General features: G+C 39.2%; 22 protein-coding genes and 1 other annotated feature. Of the genes, 21 read left to right on the forward strand and 1 reads right to left on the reverse strand.

What is annotated here, in order from left to right; translation table 11 throughout:
- Positions 1-9 precede the first annotated feature (9 nt).
- From radC to ABS917_RS02725, 19 genes are all read left to right on the forward strand, one after another.
- Complete coding sequence (gene radC, locus ABS917_RS02635; protein WP_350477552.1) at positions 10-708, forward strand: RadC family protein; 699 nt, start codon at positions 10-12, stop codon at positions 706-708.
- A gap of 595 nt (positions 709-1,303) precedes the next feature.
- Entirely contained in the window at positions 1,304-2,320 is a 1,017-nt protein-coding gene (locus ABS917_RS02640; protein ID WP_079528052.1) for a rod shape-determining protein, read from the forward strand.
- Positions 2,321-2,332: 12 nt separating this feature from the next.
- Positions 2,333-3,250, forward strand: coding sequence for a rod shape-determining protein MreC (gene mreC / locus ABS917_RS02645; protein ID WP_350477553.1), 918 nt, complete (start codon positions 2,333-2,335; stop codon positions 3,248-3,250).
- Positions 3,250-3,768: a rod shape-determining protein MreD gene (mreD, locus tag ABS917_RS02650; RefSeq protein WP_350477554.1), complete on the forward strand. Its 519-nt coding sequence runs from the start codon at positions 3,250-3,252 to the stop codon at positions 3,766-3,768. The genes mreC and mreD overlap by 1 nt, the downstream gene beginning before the upstream one ends.
- 91 nt (positions 3,769-3,859) lie before the next feature.
- A complete protein-coding gene (locus tag ABS917_RS02655) occupies positions 3,860-4,528 on the forward strand; it encodes a septum site-determining protein MinC (protein WP_350477555.1) in 669 nt (222 codons plus the stop codon).
- Between the two features lie 87 nt (positions 4,529-4,615).
- Positions 4,616-5,413 carry a septum site-determining protein MinD gene (gene minD, locus ABS917_RS02660; protein ID WP_350477831.1) on the forward strand — a complete coding sequence of 266 codons (798 nt, stop codon included), beginning with the start codon at positions 4,616-4,618 and terminating at the stop codon, positions 5,411-5,413.
- A gap of 121 nt (positions 5,414-5,534) precedes the next feature.
- A complete protein-coding gene (locus tag ABS917_RS02665) occupies positions 5,535-6,074 on the forward strand; it encodes a hypothetical protein (protein WP_350477556.1) in 540 nt (179 codons plus the stop codon).
- Positions 6,075-6,686, forward strand: a complete 612-nt coding sequence (locus ABS917_RS02670) for a site-2 protease family protein (RefSeq protein ID WP_350477557.1) — start codon at positions 6,075-6,077, stop codon at positions 6,684-6,686. It abuts the gene before it with no gap.
- A gap of 45 nt (positions 6,687-6,731) precedes the next feature.
- Positions 6,732-6,809 (forward strand) — a sequence feature (ribosomal protein L21 leader region).
- Between the two features lie 14 nt (positions 6,810-6,823).
- A complete protein-coding gene (rplU, locus tag ABS917_RS02675) occupies positions 6,824-7,132 on the forward strand; it encodes a 50S ribosomal protein L21 (RefSeq protein ID WP_008405205.1) in 309 nt (102 codons plus the stop codon).
- A gap of 16 nt (positions 7,133-7,148) precedes the next feature.
- Positions 7,149-7,490 carry a ribosomal-processing cysteine protease Prp gene (locus ABS917_RS02680; RefSeq protein ID WP_008405207.1) on the forward strand — a complete coding sequence of 114 codons (342 nt, stop codon included), beginning with the start codon at positions 7,149-7,151 and terminating at the stop codon, positions 7,488-7,490.
- 13 nt (positions 7,491-7,503) lie between these two features.
- The gene (gene rpmA / locus ABS917_RS02685) at positions 7,504-7,800 is read left to right on the forward strand and encodes a 50S ribosomal protein L27 (RefSeq protein ID WP_008405208.1); all 297 of its coding nucleotides are present in this window, start codon (positions 7,504-7,506) and stop codon (positions 7,798-7,800) included.
- Between the two features lie 201 nt (positions 7,801-8,001).
- Positions 8,002-8,517, forward strand: coding sequence for a Spo0B domain-containing protein (locus ABS917_RS02690; protein WP_350477558.1), 516 nt, complete (start codon positions 8,002-8,004; stop codon positions 8,515-8,517).
- Positions 8,518-8,529: 12 nt separating this feature from the next.
- Positions 8,530-9,819: a GTPase ObgE gene (gene obgE / locus ABS917_RS02695; RefSeq protein WP_350477559.1), complete on the forward strand. Its 1,290-nt coding sequence runs from the start codon at positions 8,530-8,532 to the stop codon at positions 9,817-9,819.
- A 17-nt stretch (positions 9,820-9,836) separates the two neighbouring features.
- Entirely contained in the window at positions 9,837-10,292 is a 456-nt protein-coding gene (locus tag ABS917_RS02700) for an ACT domain-containing protein (protein WP_008405215.1), read from the forward strand.
- 175 nt (positions 10,293-10,467) lie between these two features.
- Positions 10,468-11,340: a prephenate dehydratase gene (pheA, locus tag ABS917_RS02705; protein ID WP_350477560.1), complete on the forward strand. Its 873-nt coding sequence runs from the start codon at positions 10,468-10,470 to the stop codon at positions 11,338-11,340.
- A gap of 10 nt (positions 11,341-11,350) precedes the next feature.
- A complete protein-coding gene (locus ABS917_RS02710; RefSeq protein ID WP_350477561.1) occupies positions 11,351-11,740 on the forward strand; it encodes a thiol-disulfide oxidoreductase DCC family protein in 390 nt (129 codons plus the stop codon).
- A gap of 362 nt (positions 11,741-12,102) precedes the next feature.
- On the forward strand, positions 12,103-12,648 hold the full coding sequence (locus ABS917_RS02715; protein WP_350477562.1) for a sigma-70 family RNA polymerase sigma factor: 546 nt from the start codon (positions 12,103-12,105) through the stop codon (positions 12,646-12,648).
- Entirely contained in the window at positions 12,641-13,036 is a 396-nt protein-coding gene (locus ABS917_RS02720; protein WP_350477563.1) for a helix-turn-helix transcriptional regulator, read from the forward strand. Before ABS917_RS02715 ends, ABS917_RS02720 begins: the two co-directional genes overlap by 8 nt.
- A complete protein-coding gene (locus ABS917_RS02725) occupies positions 13,026-14,318 on the forward strand; it encodes an FtsW/RodA/SpoVE family cell cycle protein (protein ID WP_350477564.1) in 1,293 nt (430 codons plus the stop codon). The genes ABS917_RS02720 and ABS917_RS02725 overlap by 11 nt, the downstream gene beginning before the upstream one ends.
- Positions 14,319-14,369: 51 nt before the next feature.
- Here the strand turns inward: ABS917_RS02725 and ABS917_RS02730 are convergent, their stop codons facing one another.
- Positions 14,370-14,897 carry a transcription repressor NadR gene (locus ABS917_RS02730; RefSeq protein WP_350477565.1) on the reverse strand — a complete coding sequence of 176 codons (528 nt, stop codon included), beginning with the start codon at positions 14,895-14,897 and terminating at the stop codon, positions 14,370-14,372.
- A 124-nt stretch (positions 14,898-15,021) separates the two neighbouring features.
- Here ABS917_RS02730 and ABS917_RS02735 point away from each other — a divergent pair, with 124 nt between their 5' ends.
- Positions 15,022-16,092: a LysM peptidoglycan-binding domain-containing protein gene (locus ABS917_RS02735; protein ID WP_350477566.1), complete on the forward strand. Its 1,071-nt coding sequence runs from the start codon at positions 15,022-15,024 to the stop codon at positions 16,090-16,092.
- A 50-nt stretch (positions 16,093-16,142) separates the two neighbouring features.
- Positions 16,143-16,925, forward strand: a complete 783-nt coding sequence (locus tag ABS917_RS02740) for a phosphotransferase (protein ID WP_350477567.1) — start codon at positions 16,143-16,145, stop codon at positions 16,923-16,925.
- Positions 16,926-17,019 lie beyond the last annotated feature (94 nt).

Raw genomic sequence — 17,019 nt, forward strand, 5'->3', positions numbered from 1 at the left:
GTGATGTAAATGACGGTTCAACCGTTACTGAATATGAAAATCCATGACGTTCATGAAGCAGACCGCCCGCGTGAGCGCCTCATCCGCCAAGGTGCAAGAAGCCTGTCAAATCAGGAGCTCATAGCCATATTGCTCGGCACCGGAACAAAAAGAGAATCTGTATTGACAGTAGCCAATCGGGTATTGATCAACTTCGAAAAATTGCATAATTTAAAGCATGCAACACTCGAAGAAATGACCGGGATTAATGGAATAGGCGAAGCAAAAGCAGTTTTGCTGCTTGCTGCAATCGAACTGGGAAGAAGACTCGCATCGAAAGATTTGGAAGAACGCTTTACGATCCGCTCGCCGGAAGATGCAGCCACCTTTTTAATGCAGGATATGACATCATTACAGCAGGAGCATTTTGTCTGTCTTTTTCTCAACGTAAAAAATCAGGTTCTCCATAAACAAACCATCTTTGTTGGGAGTTTGAATGCCAGCATTGTCCATCCACGGGAAATTTTCCGCGAAGCTGTAAAACGTTCCGCTGCTTCTATCATTTGTTCCCACAACCATCCAAGCGGCATCCCGACACCAAGCCCGGAAGATATCGATGTCACAACAAGACTTTATGAAGCCGGCAAAATAGTCGGAGTCGATTTGCTCGACCACGTCATCATTGGTGATCATCAGTTTATAAGCATGAAGGAAAAGGGATATTTCTAGAGGATTCTAGGTAAAACATGGGAATAGCGAAATTTATTTTACGAAAGCGAAGCGGCAGGAGCACTGATGCCTAAAGCTAGGAACAAAAGCTAAGACCGCCACGTCCTGTGGCAACGCTTTGTGACCAATATCCAGTTGGCCTCATGCCCGCGGGAAGCGTCACGAAATGGAAATCAATTTATACGCACAGCGAACAAACACCATTTTTTCTCACAAAGAAAAAAATGGTGTTTTTAAATTGTGTCTCACATCTAATGTTTGTAGTTATTTTATAATTAGGAATTATTACATTGCGATAACAATTATTACGGATTTAAAAATTCGTCGACAATTTTCGCAATTGCAACTTTTATTTGTTATATTCGTCATAAGCATGTGGCGATTTTGTTAAATCTTACATATTAATTTTATTTGTCTCGTAACGGAAATAGAAATACAATAGTAAAGTAGTGTTGTAGAAAAAAACATTCGACAAAAGTCGCGATTCGGTGCTTGTAACACTATAATTTTTTGATGTAATTCGTTATAATAGAGCGTATGATTTTGCTAGCATCATAAATTAGAAATTGTTTTAATAAGAAAGGGAGTACTTAATTTGTTTGGATTAGGGAATAAAGATGTCGGGATCGATCTTGGCACAGCTAATACATTGGTATTTGTAAAAGGTAAAGGAATTGTATTACGTGAACCTTCAGTAGTAGCGAAAAATACAAAAACAGGCGATATTGTAGCAGTCGGAAATGACGCAAAAAATATGATCGGTCGTACACCAGGTTCAATCGTGGCTATCCGCCCAATGAAAGATGGCGTTATTGCTGATTTTGAAATTACAACAGCAATGATCCAATATTATTTAAAAGAAGCTATGAAAGCATCGGGTTCTAACTGGAAGAAACCGAATGTCATGATTTGTGTGCCATATGGTATTACATCAGTTGAGCAACGTGCTGTTATTGATGCAAGCCGTCAAGCAGGCGCAAAAGAAGCATTTACAATTGAAGAACCATTTGCGGCAGCCATCGGTGCTAACTTGCCGGTATGGGAGCCAACAGGTTCGATGGTAGTAGATATCGGTGGAGGTACAACGGAAGTTGCTGTTATTTCTCTTGGCGGTATTGTAACAAGTGAATCAGTACGTGTTGGTGGTGATGCAATGGATCAATCCATCATTGCCTATATCCGTAAAACATATAATTTAACAATTGGTGAGCGTACAGCGGAAAGCATCAAAGTAGAAATTGGTACGGCACGTGCTGAAGGACCTGCTGAAACGATGGAAATTCGTGGACGCGACCTGTTAACAGGCTTACCAAAAACGATTGAAATTACATCAGATGAAATTTCAAAATCTTTACATGAAGCTATTGTAGTTATTTTAGATGGCGTTAAGAAAACATTGGAACAAACACCACCTGAATTATCTGCAGACGTAATGGAACGCGGCATTGTTTTAACAGGCGGTGGTGCATTATTGCGCAATTTAGATAAAGTAATCAGTGATGAAACAAAAATGCCTGTATTTATTGCTGAAGATCCGTTAGATTGTGTTGCAATCGGAACGGGTAAAGCATTAGACAACATCGCTCTAATTCGTGCGCAACAATTGAAGTAAGGAGGACTGGCAGTGCCACATTTTTCTAATAAAAAGTTAATTGTCCTATTAGTAAGCGTGATTTTTCTAGTGGCATTGATTGGTTTCTCTTTACGTGATCGTCATAACGCAACATTACCCGAGAAAATTATTAAAGATACAGTTGGCTTTGCACAATCGCTTGTCGCAAAGCCGGCTAATTACATAACAGGTATTTTTAGCAATATTGATTCGCTGTTGAATACGTATGAAGAGAACCAGCGCTTAAAAATGCGTCTAGAAGACTTTGCCGTCCTGAAGGCGGAAGTAAGTACATTAAAGGCCGAAAATTCTTCATTGCGTGAACTCGCATCAATCGAGGAAAGTTTGCGTGATTTCGACCCAATTCAGGCGACGGTCATCGCGAGAAACCCTGATCAGTGGGAAGAAAAAATTATTTTAAATAAAGGGACAGCACATGGTGTTGAAAAAAACATGGCTGTTATGACTTCTCGAGGGCTAGTTGGTAAAATTGTCATTGCGACACCTTATACTTCCGAAGTGGAATTGCTTTATACGAATAATGAAAACTATCGTGTATCAGCAGTAGTACATGATGAAAAGAATAAGGAAATTCATGGTTTAATAGAAGGTTATGACGTTGAGCGTAACGAATTATTATTAAAGCGTATCGATTCCAAAGTTGACCTGAAAGAAGGCGGAAAAGTATTGTCTTCAGGACTTGGTGGAATCTTCCCGAAAGGTATCTTAATCGGTGAGATTACAGAAGTAACAACTGATGATTTCGGTTTAACGAAGATGGCCTATGTCAAACCAGCAGCAGATTTTTCAATGATCGAACATGTTATTATTGCTAAGCGCAAAACAATTTCGGTAGATGGTTCTGACGGTGGCAGTACAAATGAAGATTTAGTAAATGGACCAGCCGATGAAAATGAGGGGGATAAGTAATGCTCGCTCGATTTTTAATTGGCTTCGTTGCTGTCTTGCTGTTTTTGCTAGAATCTGAATTTGCCGTATTCTCCCCATTGCAATTGGGCGAAGGAATCTATTATTTGATTCCGCGTTTTTTAATTTTATATTTAATTTTTCTAGCCATTTATTACAGCCGCAAAAAAGCCATGATTTATGGTCTTATTTTTGGACTTTGTTTTGATGTGTTTTATATTAATATTATTGGTCTTTATACGGTGTTATATCCCGCCATCTGCTATATTGCGGCATGGTGTGTAAAACGTGTTCATCCACATTTAGTATTTTCTACGATTTTGGCATTATTGCTAATGATTGTTTTCGAATTTGTTGTATATGAATTTTTCTATATGCTCCAATTTACAACGATGGCGCTTCAGCCGTTTCTAGTGAATCGATTAGTTCCGACAACAATTGGTAATCTATTATTTTTGATAATGCTTGCATGGGCGTTTAAATATTGTCTTAGCGCTCGTGTATTTCAACGGGCACAATAGCATTTTAAAAAAGCGAAAAGAAACAAAACGGACCTGTAATCCGATTGTTTTCTTTTCGTTATTATGTAGCGCGAGGTGACTTGAAAAAGCTATGAAAAAACAAATTATCCATATTAAAGGAACAAAAGATGGGTTAGTACTTCGTTTGGATGACCAATGTTCTTTTATCGAGTTGGTAGAAGAACTTGGAAAAAAAGTTACAGACGGCCATCTTGATGGTAAAATAGATGTACAATTGCACTTAGGAAAACGTTACTGTACACAAGAGCAAAAAGACCAGCTAACCGAAATTGTGGAACAACAGCAAAAACTATGTGTGAAAAAAATTCAAAGTGATGTTATTACATTAGAAGAAAGCCATAAACTGCTTGAGACAAGTCGCTTCGAAACATATGTAGGCATTGTGCGTTCCGGACAAACGATTCGTGTAACGGGTGATATACTTGTGTTAGGTGATGTCAATCCAAACGGACGTATTGAGGCAGGGGGTAATGTACATATTGCGGGTAAGTTAAAGGGCATTGTGCATGCAGGCATGGGTGGCAATGAACAAGCAATTGTATCCGCGTCACATTTTGAACCAACACATATATTAATCGGGAATTATGTGGAAGTAATGACGAACGAGTCGCAATATATATTAGACAATACCGATCAAATTTTTGCCTATCTTGGAGAAAATAATGTAATAGCATATGATAGAATCCAGGAAATAAGAAATGTACGACCGAATTTATCAACATTCAAAGGAGGAAGCTAAATGAGTGATGAAGAATTATTATTCTCTAAGAATACTGATGATACTGGAGCTCAAAAAGCTACCTTATATAAGGAAGGGGCCGCTAATGTGGGAGAAGCAATCGTTATAACTTCAGGAAAAGGTGGAGTAGGGAAAACTACTACGACTGCAAACCTAGGAACGGCATTGGCACTTCAAGGAAAGAAAGTTTGTCTAGTCGATACGGATATCGGACTGCGTAATTTAGACGTTATATTAGGATTGGAAAATCGGATCATTTATGATTTAGTGGACGTAATTGAAGGCCGCTGTAAAACGCATCAGGCATTAGTAAAGGACAAACGTGTAGATGAACGTCTATACTTGATGCCTGCTGCCCAAAACACAGACAAAAACGCCATCAACCCTGAACAGATGAAAGCTTTGATCGATGAGTTGAAGCGTGAGTTTGACTATATTTTAATTGATTGTCCGGCTGGTATTGAGCAAGGCTACCGCAATGCGGTCGCTGGTGCGGATCGTGCCATTGTTGTGACGACACCTGAAATTTCAGCAGTAAGAGATGCGGATCGAATTATCGGATTGCTTGAGCAGGAGCCGATTGAACCGCCGAAACTTATTATTAACCGAATCCGTAAAAGCTTAATGAACAACGGAGATGCGATGGATATTACAGAAGTAACTACACATTTATCGATTGATTTATTGGGAATCATCATTGATAGTGAAGATGTTATCAGTTCATCCAATAAAGGTGAACCAATTGTCATGAATCCGAACAACAAAGCATCATTGGGATACCGTAATATTGCACGCCGTATATTAGGTGATTCTGTGCCGTTAATGTCCTTGGAAGATGATCAGCCAAAAGGCGTTTTCGCGAAATTAAAAGCATTGTTTAAATAAGAAGTAAGCTGTAAAGAATAAAATTATTTTATTCTTTACAGCTTTTTTTCTATGTACAGGCTTTCTTGAATTGTATTGTCGTTCCTGACATATACTAGTGCAAAAAGATTGGATGGTGAGCTTGAAAAAATGGCAGTGGCTCATCGCGAGTATTGTCTTTGTTATTATTTATAGCTGTAATTATTATGGGGATATCGCTACAAAACGTGTCATTCATTCCGTTGTCTATAGTTCAGATGATTTAGTTATGATGCGAAAAGCGGTGGTGAATTTGCTGTCTAATGAAGACCAGCAGCTCCCTGTTAGTGCAGATGTATCGATTAGTCAATTACAGCTCTTTGAGACGATTGATCGTTTTAATGACGGATTTTTACTCGTGTATGATGAACCGTTCGTATTAAATGCATTGTATGATGGGATGATTGTGTTTACGGGCCATACAAAATACAACGGAAAAACGGTCTCAGTTGTTTATGATACAGGCGATACGGTTACATTTGGATTTGTGGACGACTTCTATGTATTACCTTATACAACGGTAACAAAAGGAGCAGTTGTCGCAACGAAAAAAAGCGGGGAACTCTATATTCAGATTGAACGTAATGGGGAAGTTTTAAATATGGAAGAAACGATTCGCTGGCTAAAGGAACAGCCGTTTTAGATGAAAGTAACGATTCACCCATTATTTTTGTTACTGCTCTTATCAATTGTTTTATATGGAGATATTGCTTTATACAGTATTATTATTGTTTCGCTATTATTTCATGAATTAGGTCATTTTATCGCCGCAAAGCTAGTCGGAGCCAAAATAACACAATGTAAAATTGTTCCGTACGGCGGAGAGATGACAATTAAAGATGAATTGCAATTATCCTATCAGCAGCTGATCATTATCGCTATTGGAGGACCGATTGCAACATGTGTGGGAATCTTTATCAGTTTATTTCTGCCTGATATGCTGAGTGCGAGATTAATAGAAGTGCAGTTATTTATTCTTGCAATTAATCTTGTTCCCATTTGGCCACTTGATGGTGGTAGAATAGTATGCTACAGCATTTTGAAACGGCGGCCGTTTTCTAAAATTTTCGAATTTTATTTAACGGCTTCTTTTTATTTACTTACGGTAACAATTATCGTACTATTATATTTATTGCCACAAACTTTATCTTTAGCAATTATAAGCCTGTTTTTATGGAGCAAAGTAATTGGAGATTGGAAATATCGAAAATACCGTTCTGCTTTTGAAAAAATAGTAATGAAGCGGTTGACTTGATAATTTCGGTGTGGTAGTATTTTAATGTTATTGTTTGTAGCACCCGTGCTACTGCAACCGCGCTGAACAGGTTTAAGTACCTTTATGGGTCACCTGCAATTCCGGGCGAGTCTGAGTCTAAGAGGAGGTGCATTTTAATGTACGCAATTATCGAAACTGGTGGTAAACAAATCAAAGTTGAAGCAGGTCAAGAAATCTATGTTGAAAAACTAGGTGTGGCTGCTGACGAAATCGTTACTTTTGACAAAGTTTTATTCGTAGGTGGAGAAACAGTTAAAGTTGGAGCTCCAACTGTTGCTGGCGCTACTGTAACAGCGAAAGTTGTTAAAGAAGGTAAGCAAAAGAAAATTACTGTTTTCAAACTTAAAGCGAAAAAGAACTACCGTCGCAAGCAAGGTCACCGTCAACCATATACAAAATTAGTAGTTGAAGCTATCAACGCTTAATAAGTAGGTGATGGATATGATTACAGTAACTATTTATAGTGATGAAAATCGTAAATCGTATGGATTTGAAATTTCAGGACATGCTTTATCGGATATCTATGGTCGTGATTTAGTTTGTGCAGGTGCTTCTGCTGTTGCCTTTGGTGCAGTGAACGCAATCCCGCAAATTACAGGAATTACTCCTGAAATCGAACAAGGTGCTGAAGGTGGTTACTTAAAAGTAACTGTTCCACAAGCTGAACTGAATGATGAAACAGACGCTAAATTACAAGTTATTCTGAACACAATGGTGACACAGTTCTATACAATGACTGCGAGCTATTCAGAATATATCGAATTGAAATATAAAATGATCTAGGAGGTGGAACAGAATGTTATTATTAACTTTAGATCTTCAATTCTTCGCATCTAAAAAAGGTGTAGGTTCTACTAAAAACGGACGTGACTCTGAGTCTAAACGCCTTGGCGCTAAACGTGCTGATGGTCAATTCGTTACTGGTGGTTCAATTCTTTACCGTCAACGCGGTACAAAAATTTACCCAGGTACAAACGTAGGCCGCGGTGGTGACGATACATTATTCGCAAAAGTTGACGGCGTTGTTAAATTTGAACGCTATGGTCGCGACAAGAAAAAAGTATCTGTATACCCTACAGCTCAAGAAGCATAATTCTTGCAATGAAAGGACTGCATTTATTGCAGTCCTTTTTTTAAGTTGTTACACGAATTCATAGTTGAATGCAGAGATGCCTTTATGGAGATGGATGATTGAAATTTTCTTAAGTATTGAATATGTATGAGTATGAAGTATGGAAGGAAAACAGATGAAATACTTGTTATACTAATAATATTGGAATACGGAGTGTGTGAAATGACCGTTTCAAAATTAACTGTAAGTGAAGCATTGCGCTTTGCAAATCATGATTATTTGAATCAGCTTCATTTAATCCAGATGAACTTAGATTTAGGACGAGTGGACGAGGCAAAAAAAGTAATTTTTGATCAGTCTGAACATTGTAAAATACTTTCGAACATCAATCGACTTCAATTAACGGAAACAGTTGAATGGCTTCATACTCTATGTTGGCGTTATCCGGCTTTACAGCTAAACATGACAAGTGATGTAAGTACACCAATACAAAGCAAGTACGATGAAGCGATTGTTCAATACTTGGAAAACACAATTATTCATGTTTACGACAAGCTTGATCCATATGAAGAGCATCAATTACTGTTAAACATCGAAACATATGAAGATAAATGGAATATTTCGTTTCATTTAAAGGGAAAATGGGAACAGTCGCCATTTTCAATAGAACAGAATATTTTTAATGTGGAAACATATGAACAAACGAATACAAGTTGGAAATATGTTCTTCACATATGAGGAGTGAAAGAAATGTTTGTCGATCACGTAAAGATTTATGTTAAAGGTGGAGACGGCGGGGATGGAATGGTTGCCTTCCGCCGTGAAAAGTATGTACCAAATGGTGGTCCAGCAGGTGGAGACGGAGCTCGTGGCGGTAACGTTATTTTTGAAGTAGAAGAAGGTTTACGTACGTTAATGGATTTTCGTTACAAACGTCACTTCAAAGCTGAACGTGGAGAGCACGGAATGAGCAAAGGGATGCACGGTCGTCGTGCAGAAGATCTAATCGTTAAAGTACCACCGGGAACAGTTGTGATGAATGCTGAAACAAAAACAGTCATTGCCGATTTAGTTGAACATGGTCAACAAGCCATTATTGCTAAAGCAGGCCGTGGCGGACGCGGTAACTGCCGTTTTGCGACACCATCTAACCCTGCACCGGAATTAGCCGAAAAAGGCGAGCCTGGTCAGGAACTGGAAGTAATTTTAGAATTGAAAGTATTGGCGGATGTTGGATTAGTTGGATTCCCTTCAGTAGGTAAATCAACATTACTATCTGTTGTTTCTTCTGCAAAACCTAAAATCGGCGCTTATCACTTTACAACTATAGTACCGAACTTAGGTATGGTGGAGACTGATGATGGCCGTTCATTCGCAATGGCAGATTTACCTGGTCTAATCGAAGGCGCACACCAAGGTGTCGGATTAGGGATGCAGTTCTTGCGTCACATTGAACGTACACGCGTCATCGTACACGTTATCGATATGTCAGGTATGGAAGGCCGCGAACCATATGATGATTATGTAACAATTAACAACGAGCTTGAGCAATATAATTTACGGTTACTTGAGCGTCCTCAAATTATCGTAGCAAATAAAATGGATATGCCGAATGCGGAAGAAAACTTGGAAGAGTTTAAAAAGAAAGTAGGCGAAGACGTAAAAATCTTCCCGATTTCAGCCGTTTCCCGTCAGGGTTTAAAGCCGTTACTATTTGAAATTGCGGATCTTTTAGAAGTAACACCTGAGTTCTTATTACATGATGTAATCGACGAAGAATCAGATGCGGTAGTAATGTACAAGCATGAAGGCCAAGGTGGCGACTTCGAAATTACACGTGATGATGATGGTGCATATGTGCTTTCAGGATACACAATCGAACGCCTATTCAAAATGACTGACTTCAGCCGTGAAGACGGTATTCGACGCTTTGCTCGCCAGTTACGTGCAATGGGTGTCGATGAAGAGTTACGTAAACGCGGTGCTCAAAATGGCGATACTGTACGTTTAATGGAATTCGAATTTGACTTTGTCGACTAATTAAGTGGGGGATGACGATGAAAAACGTAGCAAATCAGCGATATTATTTAGTGCGTGAAGATGTCCTGACAGATGCGATGCAAAAAACATTGGAAGCAAAACAATTATTGCAAAAAGGATCTGTTTCATCCATTTGGGATGCGGTAAAAGAAGTGGATTTATCTCGCAGCGCATTTTATAAATATCGTGATGCAGTTTTTCCTTTCCATTCGATTGTGCAAGAGCGTATTTTAACGGTTTTCATTCAATTGCAAGATCGAAAAGGTACACTTGCCAAATTACTCGAAACTGTATCTGATGCCCATTGCAATGTCCTGACGATTCACCAGACGATTCCGATTCAAGGGCGTGCCAATGTGACGCTTTCTTTAGATGTGACAAGCATGTCTTATGAGCTGGATGAACTTATTCGCAGCTTAAATCAACTTGAATTTATCGAATCTGCTGAAGTAATCAGTTCAGGCGCATTTTAACTTTTCTTCAAAGAGCAGATGTTGCTTATAGAAAAAGTGAGATGACCCTCAGCAATTACATCAGGATATAATTAAATAAAAATTGCTGTCCAATAAGTTTTAGGGCATATTGGACAGCTTTCTTTATAGGATAAATTTCCAGAAAATTTAGAACTTATAATCGAGGTGCTCATTAATGTCAGAAAAAAATTGGGAAAAGAGAGTTGCTTACCTAGGTCCGGAAGCATCATTTACATATTTAGCTACAAAGGGTCTGTTCCCGAATGATTGGCATATTCCGTACAAGTCCATTCCGGAATGTATTGAAGCTGTATCGGAAGGGAAAGTTGAGCTGGCGGTTGTCCCTGTGGAAAATGCGCTGGAAGGCTCTGTTCCGCTGACAATTGACTATTTGTTTCATGAATCCGAGCTTTTCGTTACAGCTGAAGTCATGTCGAAAATCCAGCAGCATTTATTAGTGAATAAAAAATTCGCGGAAGATATCGAGGCAATAGAAGAGATTTATTCCCATCCGCATGCTTTGGCACAGTGCCATAAATATTTATATTACAATCATGGTGATGTAAGACAGACATCGTATTCTTCAACAGCTGCTGCAGCTGAGCTTGTTTCCCGTACAGAAGACCGCTGTATCGCTGCTGTTGCGAATCTTTCTGCCGCCGAAAAATATAATTTACATATACTGGAACATAATATCCATGATTTCCACTTTAATCATACGCGCTTCTTCGTTTTATCGAAGCAAAATATAAAGCATGGCTTAGTACCGCTGCAGGCACAGCCGAAAACAACGTTTATGCTTACATTACCGACAGATGTGTCTGGTGCGCTTCATCAAGTACTATCAGTATTTGCTTGGCGTAAACTGAACTTGAGCAAGATTGAGTCGCGTCCACTTAAAACAGGACTCGGGAATTATTTCTTTATAACTGATATACTAGCAGATGAAGAGGAACCAATGATGAAAGGTGCAGTTGAAGAACTGATTGCACTAGGCTGTAAAGTGAAGTCACTCGGAACATATTATACATACGTCACACCGGAATGAGGTGAAAAGCATGAAGCGAATCTTATTATTTGATGGAGTGTGCAATTTCTGTGATGCAAGCGTCAAGTTTATTATTAAACGTGACCCGAAAGCATTGTTTCAGTTTGCTTCGCTTCAAAGTGATGTTGGGGTAGCTTTGTTGAAAAAGTATGATGTGCCGGTAACCACGGACAGTATTGTGTTTATTGAAAATGACCGGCATTATACAGAATCGACGGCCGCACTTAAAATTACACGAAATTTATCGGGTTTGTGGAAGCTGTTTTATGTATTTATCGTTGTACCAAAACCGGTTCGCGATCTTGTGTATCGCTGGATTGCCAAAAACCGCTACAAATGGTTCGGAAAAAAGCAGGAATGCATATTACCTTCACCAGAACAGCGAAAACGATTTTTATAAAACAACACGTGCACTCTGCTTCATGCGGAGTGCTCTTTTTGTTTGTTAGGATGCGTCAGGAATTTTATTGGAACAATGGTGCCGGTTATTAGAAGAATTAAGCCGTTTATTAGAAAAAGCACCGAGGTTATTAGTACTTGGATGAATTTTGGAGACGCATCCGTGTTTTTTATTACATATAGGCCTGAATAAAATGGACGTATCGTTTATATTAGAACATCGGGACGGTATATTAGAAATTCGTCTATTTATTAGTACATAAAAATTTATTTTAGAAGATCTGCAAATATATTAGAAATTAAGTTAAGAAATCAAACTTTCCTATAACGGGGCTCGTCTAATTGTTGAAAGGAGGTATTACGGTGGAAGGTTATTTAATAAATGATACCGCTAACTTATCAAATGAAGCGATTATAGATGAACTAATGCAGCATTACGGAGAAGACGTATTAAAGCTTGTCATACAATATGTACATAATAACTCGGTTGCCGAGGATCTGACACAGGAAATTTTCGTGAAATGCTACAGGGCACTTCCTTCTTTTCAATATGGCTCGTCGTTAAAAACTTGGCTTTGGCGCATTGCAATCAACCATTCAAAAGATTATCTGAAAAGCTGGTATGCCAAAAATGTTGAAGCAAAAGATGATGAAGCTTTTATGCAAGTGGAAAGCAATATTTCCGTTGAACAGGAAGTCATCCAGCAACAGGAAGATGATAACTTAGTAAAGGCGGTCATGGCGCTGCCGATTAAATACCGTGAAGTTATTTATTTATGTTATTACGAAGATCAGACGATGAAGGAAATGGCAGATGTACTGCAAATTAATGAGAACACAGTAAAAACAAGACTTCGAAACGGGAAGCAGCTATTAAAAAAATATCTGGAGCGTGAAGAAAATGGATGATCGTTTAAAAAATTTGAAAAAAGCGATGGATCGCACTGCATTTTCCAGCACGAAGTTCACAGAGCAGCATAAAGAAAATGTTCAGCGGCAGTTAAGCGCCGATGAGTTGAAAAAGATTATTTTATCACTTCTTTTTGAAGCAAAGTCCGGTATTGAAATTACGCAATTACTGCATATAAGGGGGATACGGGATGTTGTCAACAATGAGGGATTGATTTATTCGATTCTTCATGAACAGGAAAGCAATGGATTTGTTCTCTCCAATTGGAAGGAAGGCATTAAGCGGTACGAGTTAACGAAGACCGGTAAAAAACAATTACAGCAAGAAGGTCATGTGAAACTGACATTAAAGGAACGGCTATGGGGGGTGCGCATTCATGCAGAGTGAAAGCTTCTTAAGAAAAGTAACTGCCTTTATTCGTTCGAAGGAAGCTCAGGTTCATGTGTATGAAGAATTGAAGCATCATATTGAATATTCGAAAAATGCATGGATGAAAAAAGGATATACACCAGAAGAAGCAGAACGAAAAGCGATCGAAGAAATGGGTTCGCCGTCCGAAATCGGGAAATCCATGGACAAAATTCACCGTCCGAAAATTGACTGGCTGCTGATTAGTTTAGTTGCCATTCTTTTAGGTGCAAGTTTTATCCCGATTTTATCATTTGACAGTACCATCATTTTTGGGACGGATATGACTGATTATTTTATTCGAAATAAGTGGCTGCACTTTCTATGTGCCGTAATATTGGTTGCAGGACTGACGTATATCGATTATCGGAAGCTGGAACGCTTCAGTCTGGCTATATATTTTGGTGCCCTTATTTTGTTAATGATATTAAATTATTTTCCGACAGCTATGGTGCAAGGGCAAAGCTATTTAATGGTAGGACCGATACAGATTCAGGCTTGGACCGTTTTACCATTGCTGCTCATTGCTTGGGCAGGCTTTTTTACGCAGAAAAAACTAAAAAGCTGGCAGTTAATCGTCTTATTCGTTTTGCCGTTATGGTTTATTCTAAGTGCACCAAGCCTGATAGCAGCGCTTATTTATGCAGGTGCAGTGACGGTATTGTTTTTTGTTAGCGACTATTCCGCCAAGACAAAAATTGTGACAAGTATGGCGGGAAGCGGGTTCATAGCGAGTAGCATGTTCCTGATCATTCCCCGGCTGCACGATTATCAGCTTGTACGGTTATACGCATTTTTGGATCCGTCTAGCTATGCGACAACGGAAGGCTATGTTTATTTGGTAGTTAAAAATGCACTAAATGAAGCAGGATGGTTTGGGGCAGAGAAGGTTCGTTATATTCCGGAAGGGCATACAGACTTTGCTTTGGTATTGCTTATTCAGGAATTCGGATATATTGCAGGGATTGTCATCGTATCGGTATTATTTGCCATCGCCTTTCGTATACTTTGGAAAGTGAACCGATTGACCCGTTCCTATGGCAAAATGCTTGTAATTGGAGCAGTATCTTTTTATTGCATGCAGTTTGGATATTCTGTTGCCATGATACTTGGCTGGTTGCCGATCATCGGATTGTCGCTTCCTTTTATAAGTTATGGTTTTACACCTCTCCTATTAAACTCATTTGTCATCGGGATTGCACTAAGTGTATATCGCCGGAAAACATTCATCAGAAGTGGCGTACAACGGAATTATTCATAAGAAAAACAGCTTATTCATTTGACAAGTGTCTTCTGAATAAGCTGTTTTAACTTAGTTTTCAATTAAAAAGCCGCGTTGTCGCAATTTTTCTTCGGCCAGATTCAAGCTTTCTTCGGAAGTCGAGCTAATGACATGTAAGTGAGTACCATCCGTTAATGCAGAAAGGTACAATGCATTAGTTTCCTGGACACGTTTCACAAAATGCTCAACTTCCAAGCGGTTAGAAACCATAATCGAAGCGGTAATTTCTCCGTATACCGGATGTTCGACAATAACGCTTTCGACCGTAACCCCACAATCAACCAATATGAAAAGCTCTTCTTTTGCCTCATTTGGATTGTGCATACAGACAATTTTTCGCTGAAGGCGTGTTTGCTGGACATTGTGCATATAAATATAACCTTGGCTTGTTGCTACAATCGGTTCATTTCGTGCTTTCAATAAATTCATATCATTGACGATGACTTGTCTTGAAACATTTGTATGCTTCGCCAAATCTGTACCTGTCATTGGCTGTTCAGCAGTTTTTAACAATGCTAGCAGTTCCAGACGACGTTCTTCACCTAATAATTTTTTCAATATATTCACCTCAATTAGCATACCGGTTCCTTTTCATCTTATCATATTTACCGCTTGCTAAGCGTGAACATTGTGGCAATAGCACAATTTGTGCATATGCTATTACGAGAAAAGGAGGAAAGAAGTGCGCGTTCATATTGTTCAAAAGGGAGACACTTTGTGGAAAATCGCGAAGCAATACGCGGTTGGCTTTGAAGAATTAAAGCGATTAAATGCCCATTTAGCAAACCCTGACTATATTGTTCCGGGAATGGAAATCTATTTACCGGACACGACAGCGAAAAAAGAAATGCCGCAACCTATGAAGGAGCAGCCGAAGTCTGTTAAGGAGCAACCGGTACCAACACCGGCCCCAGCACCGAAAAAAGAGCAAATTGTTAAGCCGGCCCCTGCGCCTGCTCCAACACCGGCTCCGATGCCGATGCCACAGCCGCAAAAGCCGCTTTGGCAAGGGGATATTTATTTACAGCAACCACAGCCGATGCCAATGCCAATGCCGAACTGGCAGACACATGTACATGTTCAGCCGACATTTGAAAATACGGTGACAGTACCGCAACCTATACCAATGCCACCGCAACCGGTTGTTCAACAACCTCCGCAGCCACCACAGCAACCGATTTTCATCGAACAACCGCAATATATCCAGCCGATGCCGATGCCAATGCCACAAATGCCTGTGTGTCCAACATGTCACCATATGCCGATGCCAATGCCAATGCCACAAATGCCTGTGTGTCCAACATGTCACCATATGCCAATGCCAATGCCAATGCCGCAAATGCCTGGATGTTCAAAATGTCATCAAATGGCAATGGAATCTCCAATGCATATGCATCCAATGCCAATGCCGCAAATGCCTGGATGTTCAAAATGCAACCAAATGGCAATGGAATCTCCAATGCATATGCAACCAAATATGTATATGGAGCCGATGTCGGTGCCTATGCAAATGCAGATGCAGCCAATTTTCCATGAAGAGTCTTCATTAAAGGGAGATCATTGCCAGGATAAGGATCATCTAGTACACCAGTATTATGAAGAAATTGACCACATGATGCGTCAACAAAACCCTTGTTGTCACCCACACATGATGCCGTATACAGAAAATACAATGCAGCAAATGATGCCATATCCAGCCAATACGATGCCTCAAATGCACCCAATGCCACATCCGCCGAAATCATGTCAATAGTAATTAAAGAAAATTGCTGGAAGTGGGATACACATAAAGGGTCCTTTTTTATGAAGTACTATGAGAATGGTTTTGTTGCGCAGAAAGTTAAAGCGATTCATCGAGAGCTTGATAATATACAATTTCCATATCATATTCCACTTGTTGAAAATGAAGAGCCGCATATATTAAAGCAGTTTTGGTTTGATGGGAAAAGTGCGGAGTATAAACGTTTTGAACATCAGCAGCTTTCCCTCCATGCAATCGAAAAACTGCACGAAACTAATGAAGTCATTCCTTGGGCGGAAACGGGCATCTTGTCCACGTATCAACTACAGGAGAAGTGGGCGAGGAGATTTGAACGTTTTATCAATCATGAAAGAGAACTAAGACGTTTATTAAAAAGCAATTATGATATTTTAGTCAATCATGCTTCTTATGCCTTAGGTTTAATGGCTCAAATTACAGTTCCGAGTGAAAAGCATACGATTTTACATGGGGATGTTGTTCATCATAATGTGATGTTACGTGGCGAAGACGTGAAACTTATTGATTTTGATTTAGCCTCTTTAGGAGAGGCGTCAGATGAAATTATTTTATGGCTTCATCGCGTATTGCCACATGTTCAGTATGAAATACAGCCACTTGTAAATGACCATCATTATTTGCATAAAGCGCAGGAAAAGCTTCATTATTTGTTTTTCCCGAATGAAATATTAAGGGAATGTTTATTCTATTTGAAACTCAGCGACCGGCAAAAGCTTTCCTGCTATCCGTTTATTCAATCGATTGTTTATGACTGGATGAAAAATTATGATTCTTTTGCAAGACAGATTGATACATTGCAAAACTAATTTGCAGTTTATAATCGATGTTAGATGGAGAAGAATATGATAAACTATTAAAGGCTGTCTTTAAGGACGGTCTTTTCTTTTTTGATGCAACATA

The organism is Solibacillus sp. (assembly GCF_040273735.1).
In the GTDB taxonomy this organism is placed as follows: Bacteria; Bacillota; Bacilli; order Bacillales_A; family Planococcaceae; genus Solibacillus.

Bases quoted from the DNA above. Each gene is read 5' to 3' on its own strand.
- radC (WP_350477552.1), top strand. From the start codon at position 10: ATGACGGTTCAACCGTTACTGAATATGAAAATCCATGACGTTCATGAA.
- mreD (WP_350477554.1), top strand. From the start codon at position 3,250: ATGCTCGCTCGATTTTTAATTGGCTTCGTTGCTGTCTTGCTGTTTTTG.
- ABS917_RS02655 (WP_350477555.1), top strand. From the start codon at position 3,860: ATGAAAAAACAAATTATCCATATTAAAGGAACAAAAGATGGGTTAGTA.
- ABS917_RS02670 (WP_350477557.1), top strand. From the start codon at position 6,075: ATGAAAGTAACGATTCACCCATTATTTTTGTTACTGCTCTTATCAATT.
- rplU (WP_008405205.1), top strand. From the start codon at position 6,824: ATGTACGCAATTATCGAAACTGGTGGTAAACAAATCAAAGTTGAAGCA.
- ABS917_RS02680 (WP_008405207.1), top strand. From the start codon at position 7,149: ATGATTACAGTAACTATTTATAGTGATGAAAATCGTAAATCGTATGGA.
- rpmA (WP_008405208.1), top strand. From the start codon at position 7,504: ATGTTATTATTAACTTTAGATCTTCAATTCTTCGCATCTAAAAAAGGT.
- ABS917_RS02690 (WP_350477558.1), top strand. From the start codon at position 8,002: ATGACCGTTTCAAAATTAACTGTAAGTGAAGCATTGCGCTTTGCAAAT.
- obgE (WP_350477559.1), top strand. From the start codon at position 8,530: ATGTTTGTCGATCACGTAAAGATTTATGTTAAAGGTGGAGACGGCGGG.
- ABS917_RS02700 (WP_008405215.1), top strand. From the start codon at position 9,837: ATGAAAAACGTAGCAAATCAGCGATATTATTTAGTGCGTGAAGATGTC.
- pheA (WP_350477560.1), top strand. From the start codon at position 10,468: ATGTCAGAAAAAAATTGGGAAAAGAGAGTTGCTTACCTAGGTCCGGAA.
- ABS917_RS02710 (WP_350477561.1), top strand. From the start codon at position 11,351: ATGAAGCGAATCTTATTATTTGATGGAGTGTGCAATTTCTGTGATGCA.
- ABS917_RS02720 (WP_350477563.1), top strand. From the start codon at position 12,641: ATGGATGATCGTTTAAAAAATTTGAAAAAAGCGATGGATCGCACTGCA.
- ABS917_RS02725 (WP_350477564.1), top strand. From the start codon at position 13,026: ATGCAGAGTGAAAGCTTCTTAAGAAAAGTAACTGCCTTTATTCGTTCG.
- ABS917_RS02740 (WP_350477567.1), top strand. From the start codon at position 16,143: ATGAAGTACTATGAGAATGGTTTTGTTGCGCAGAAAGTTAAAGCGATT.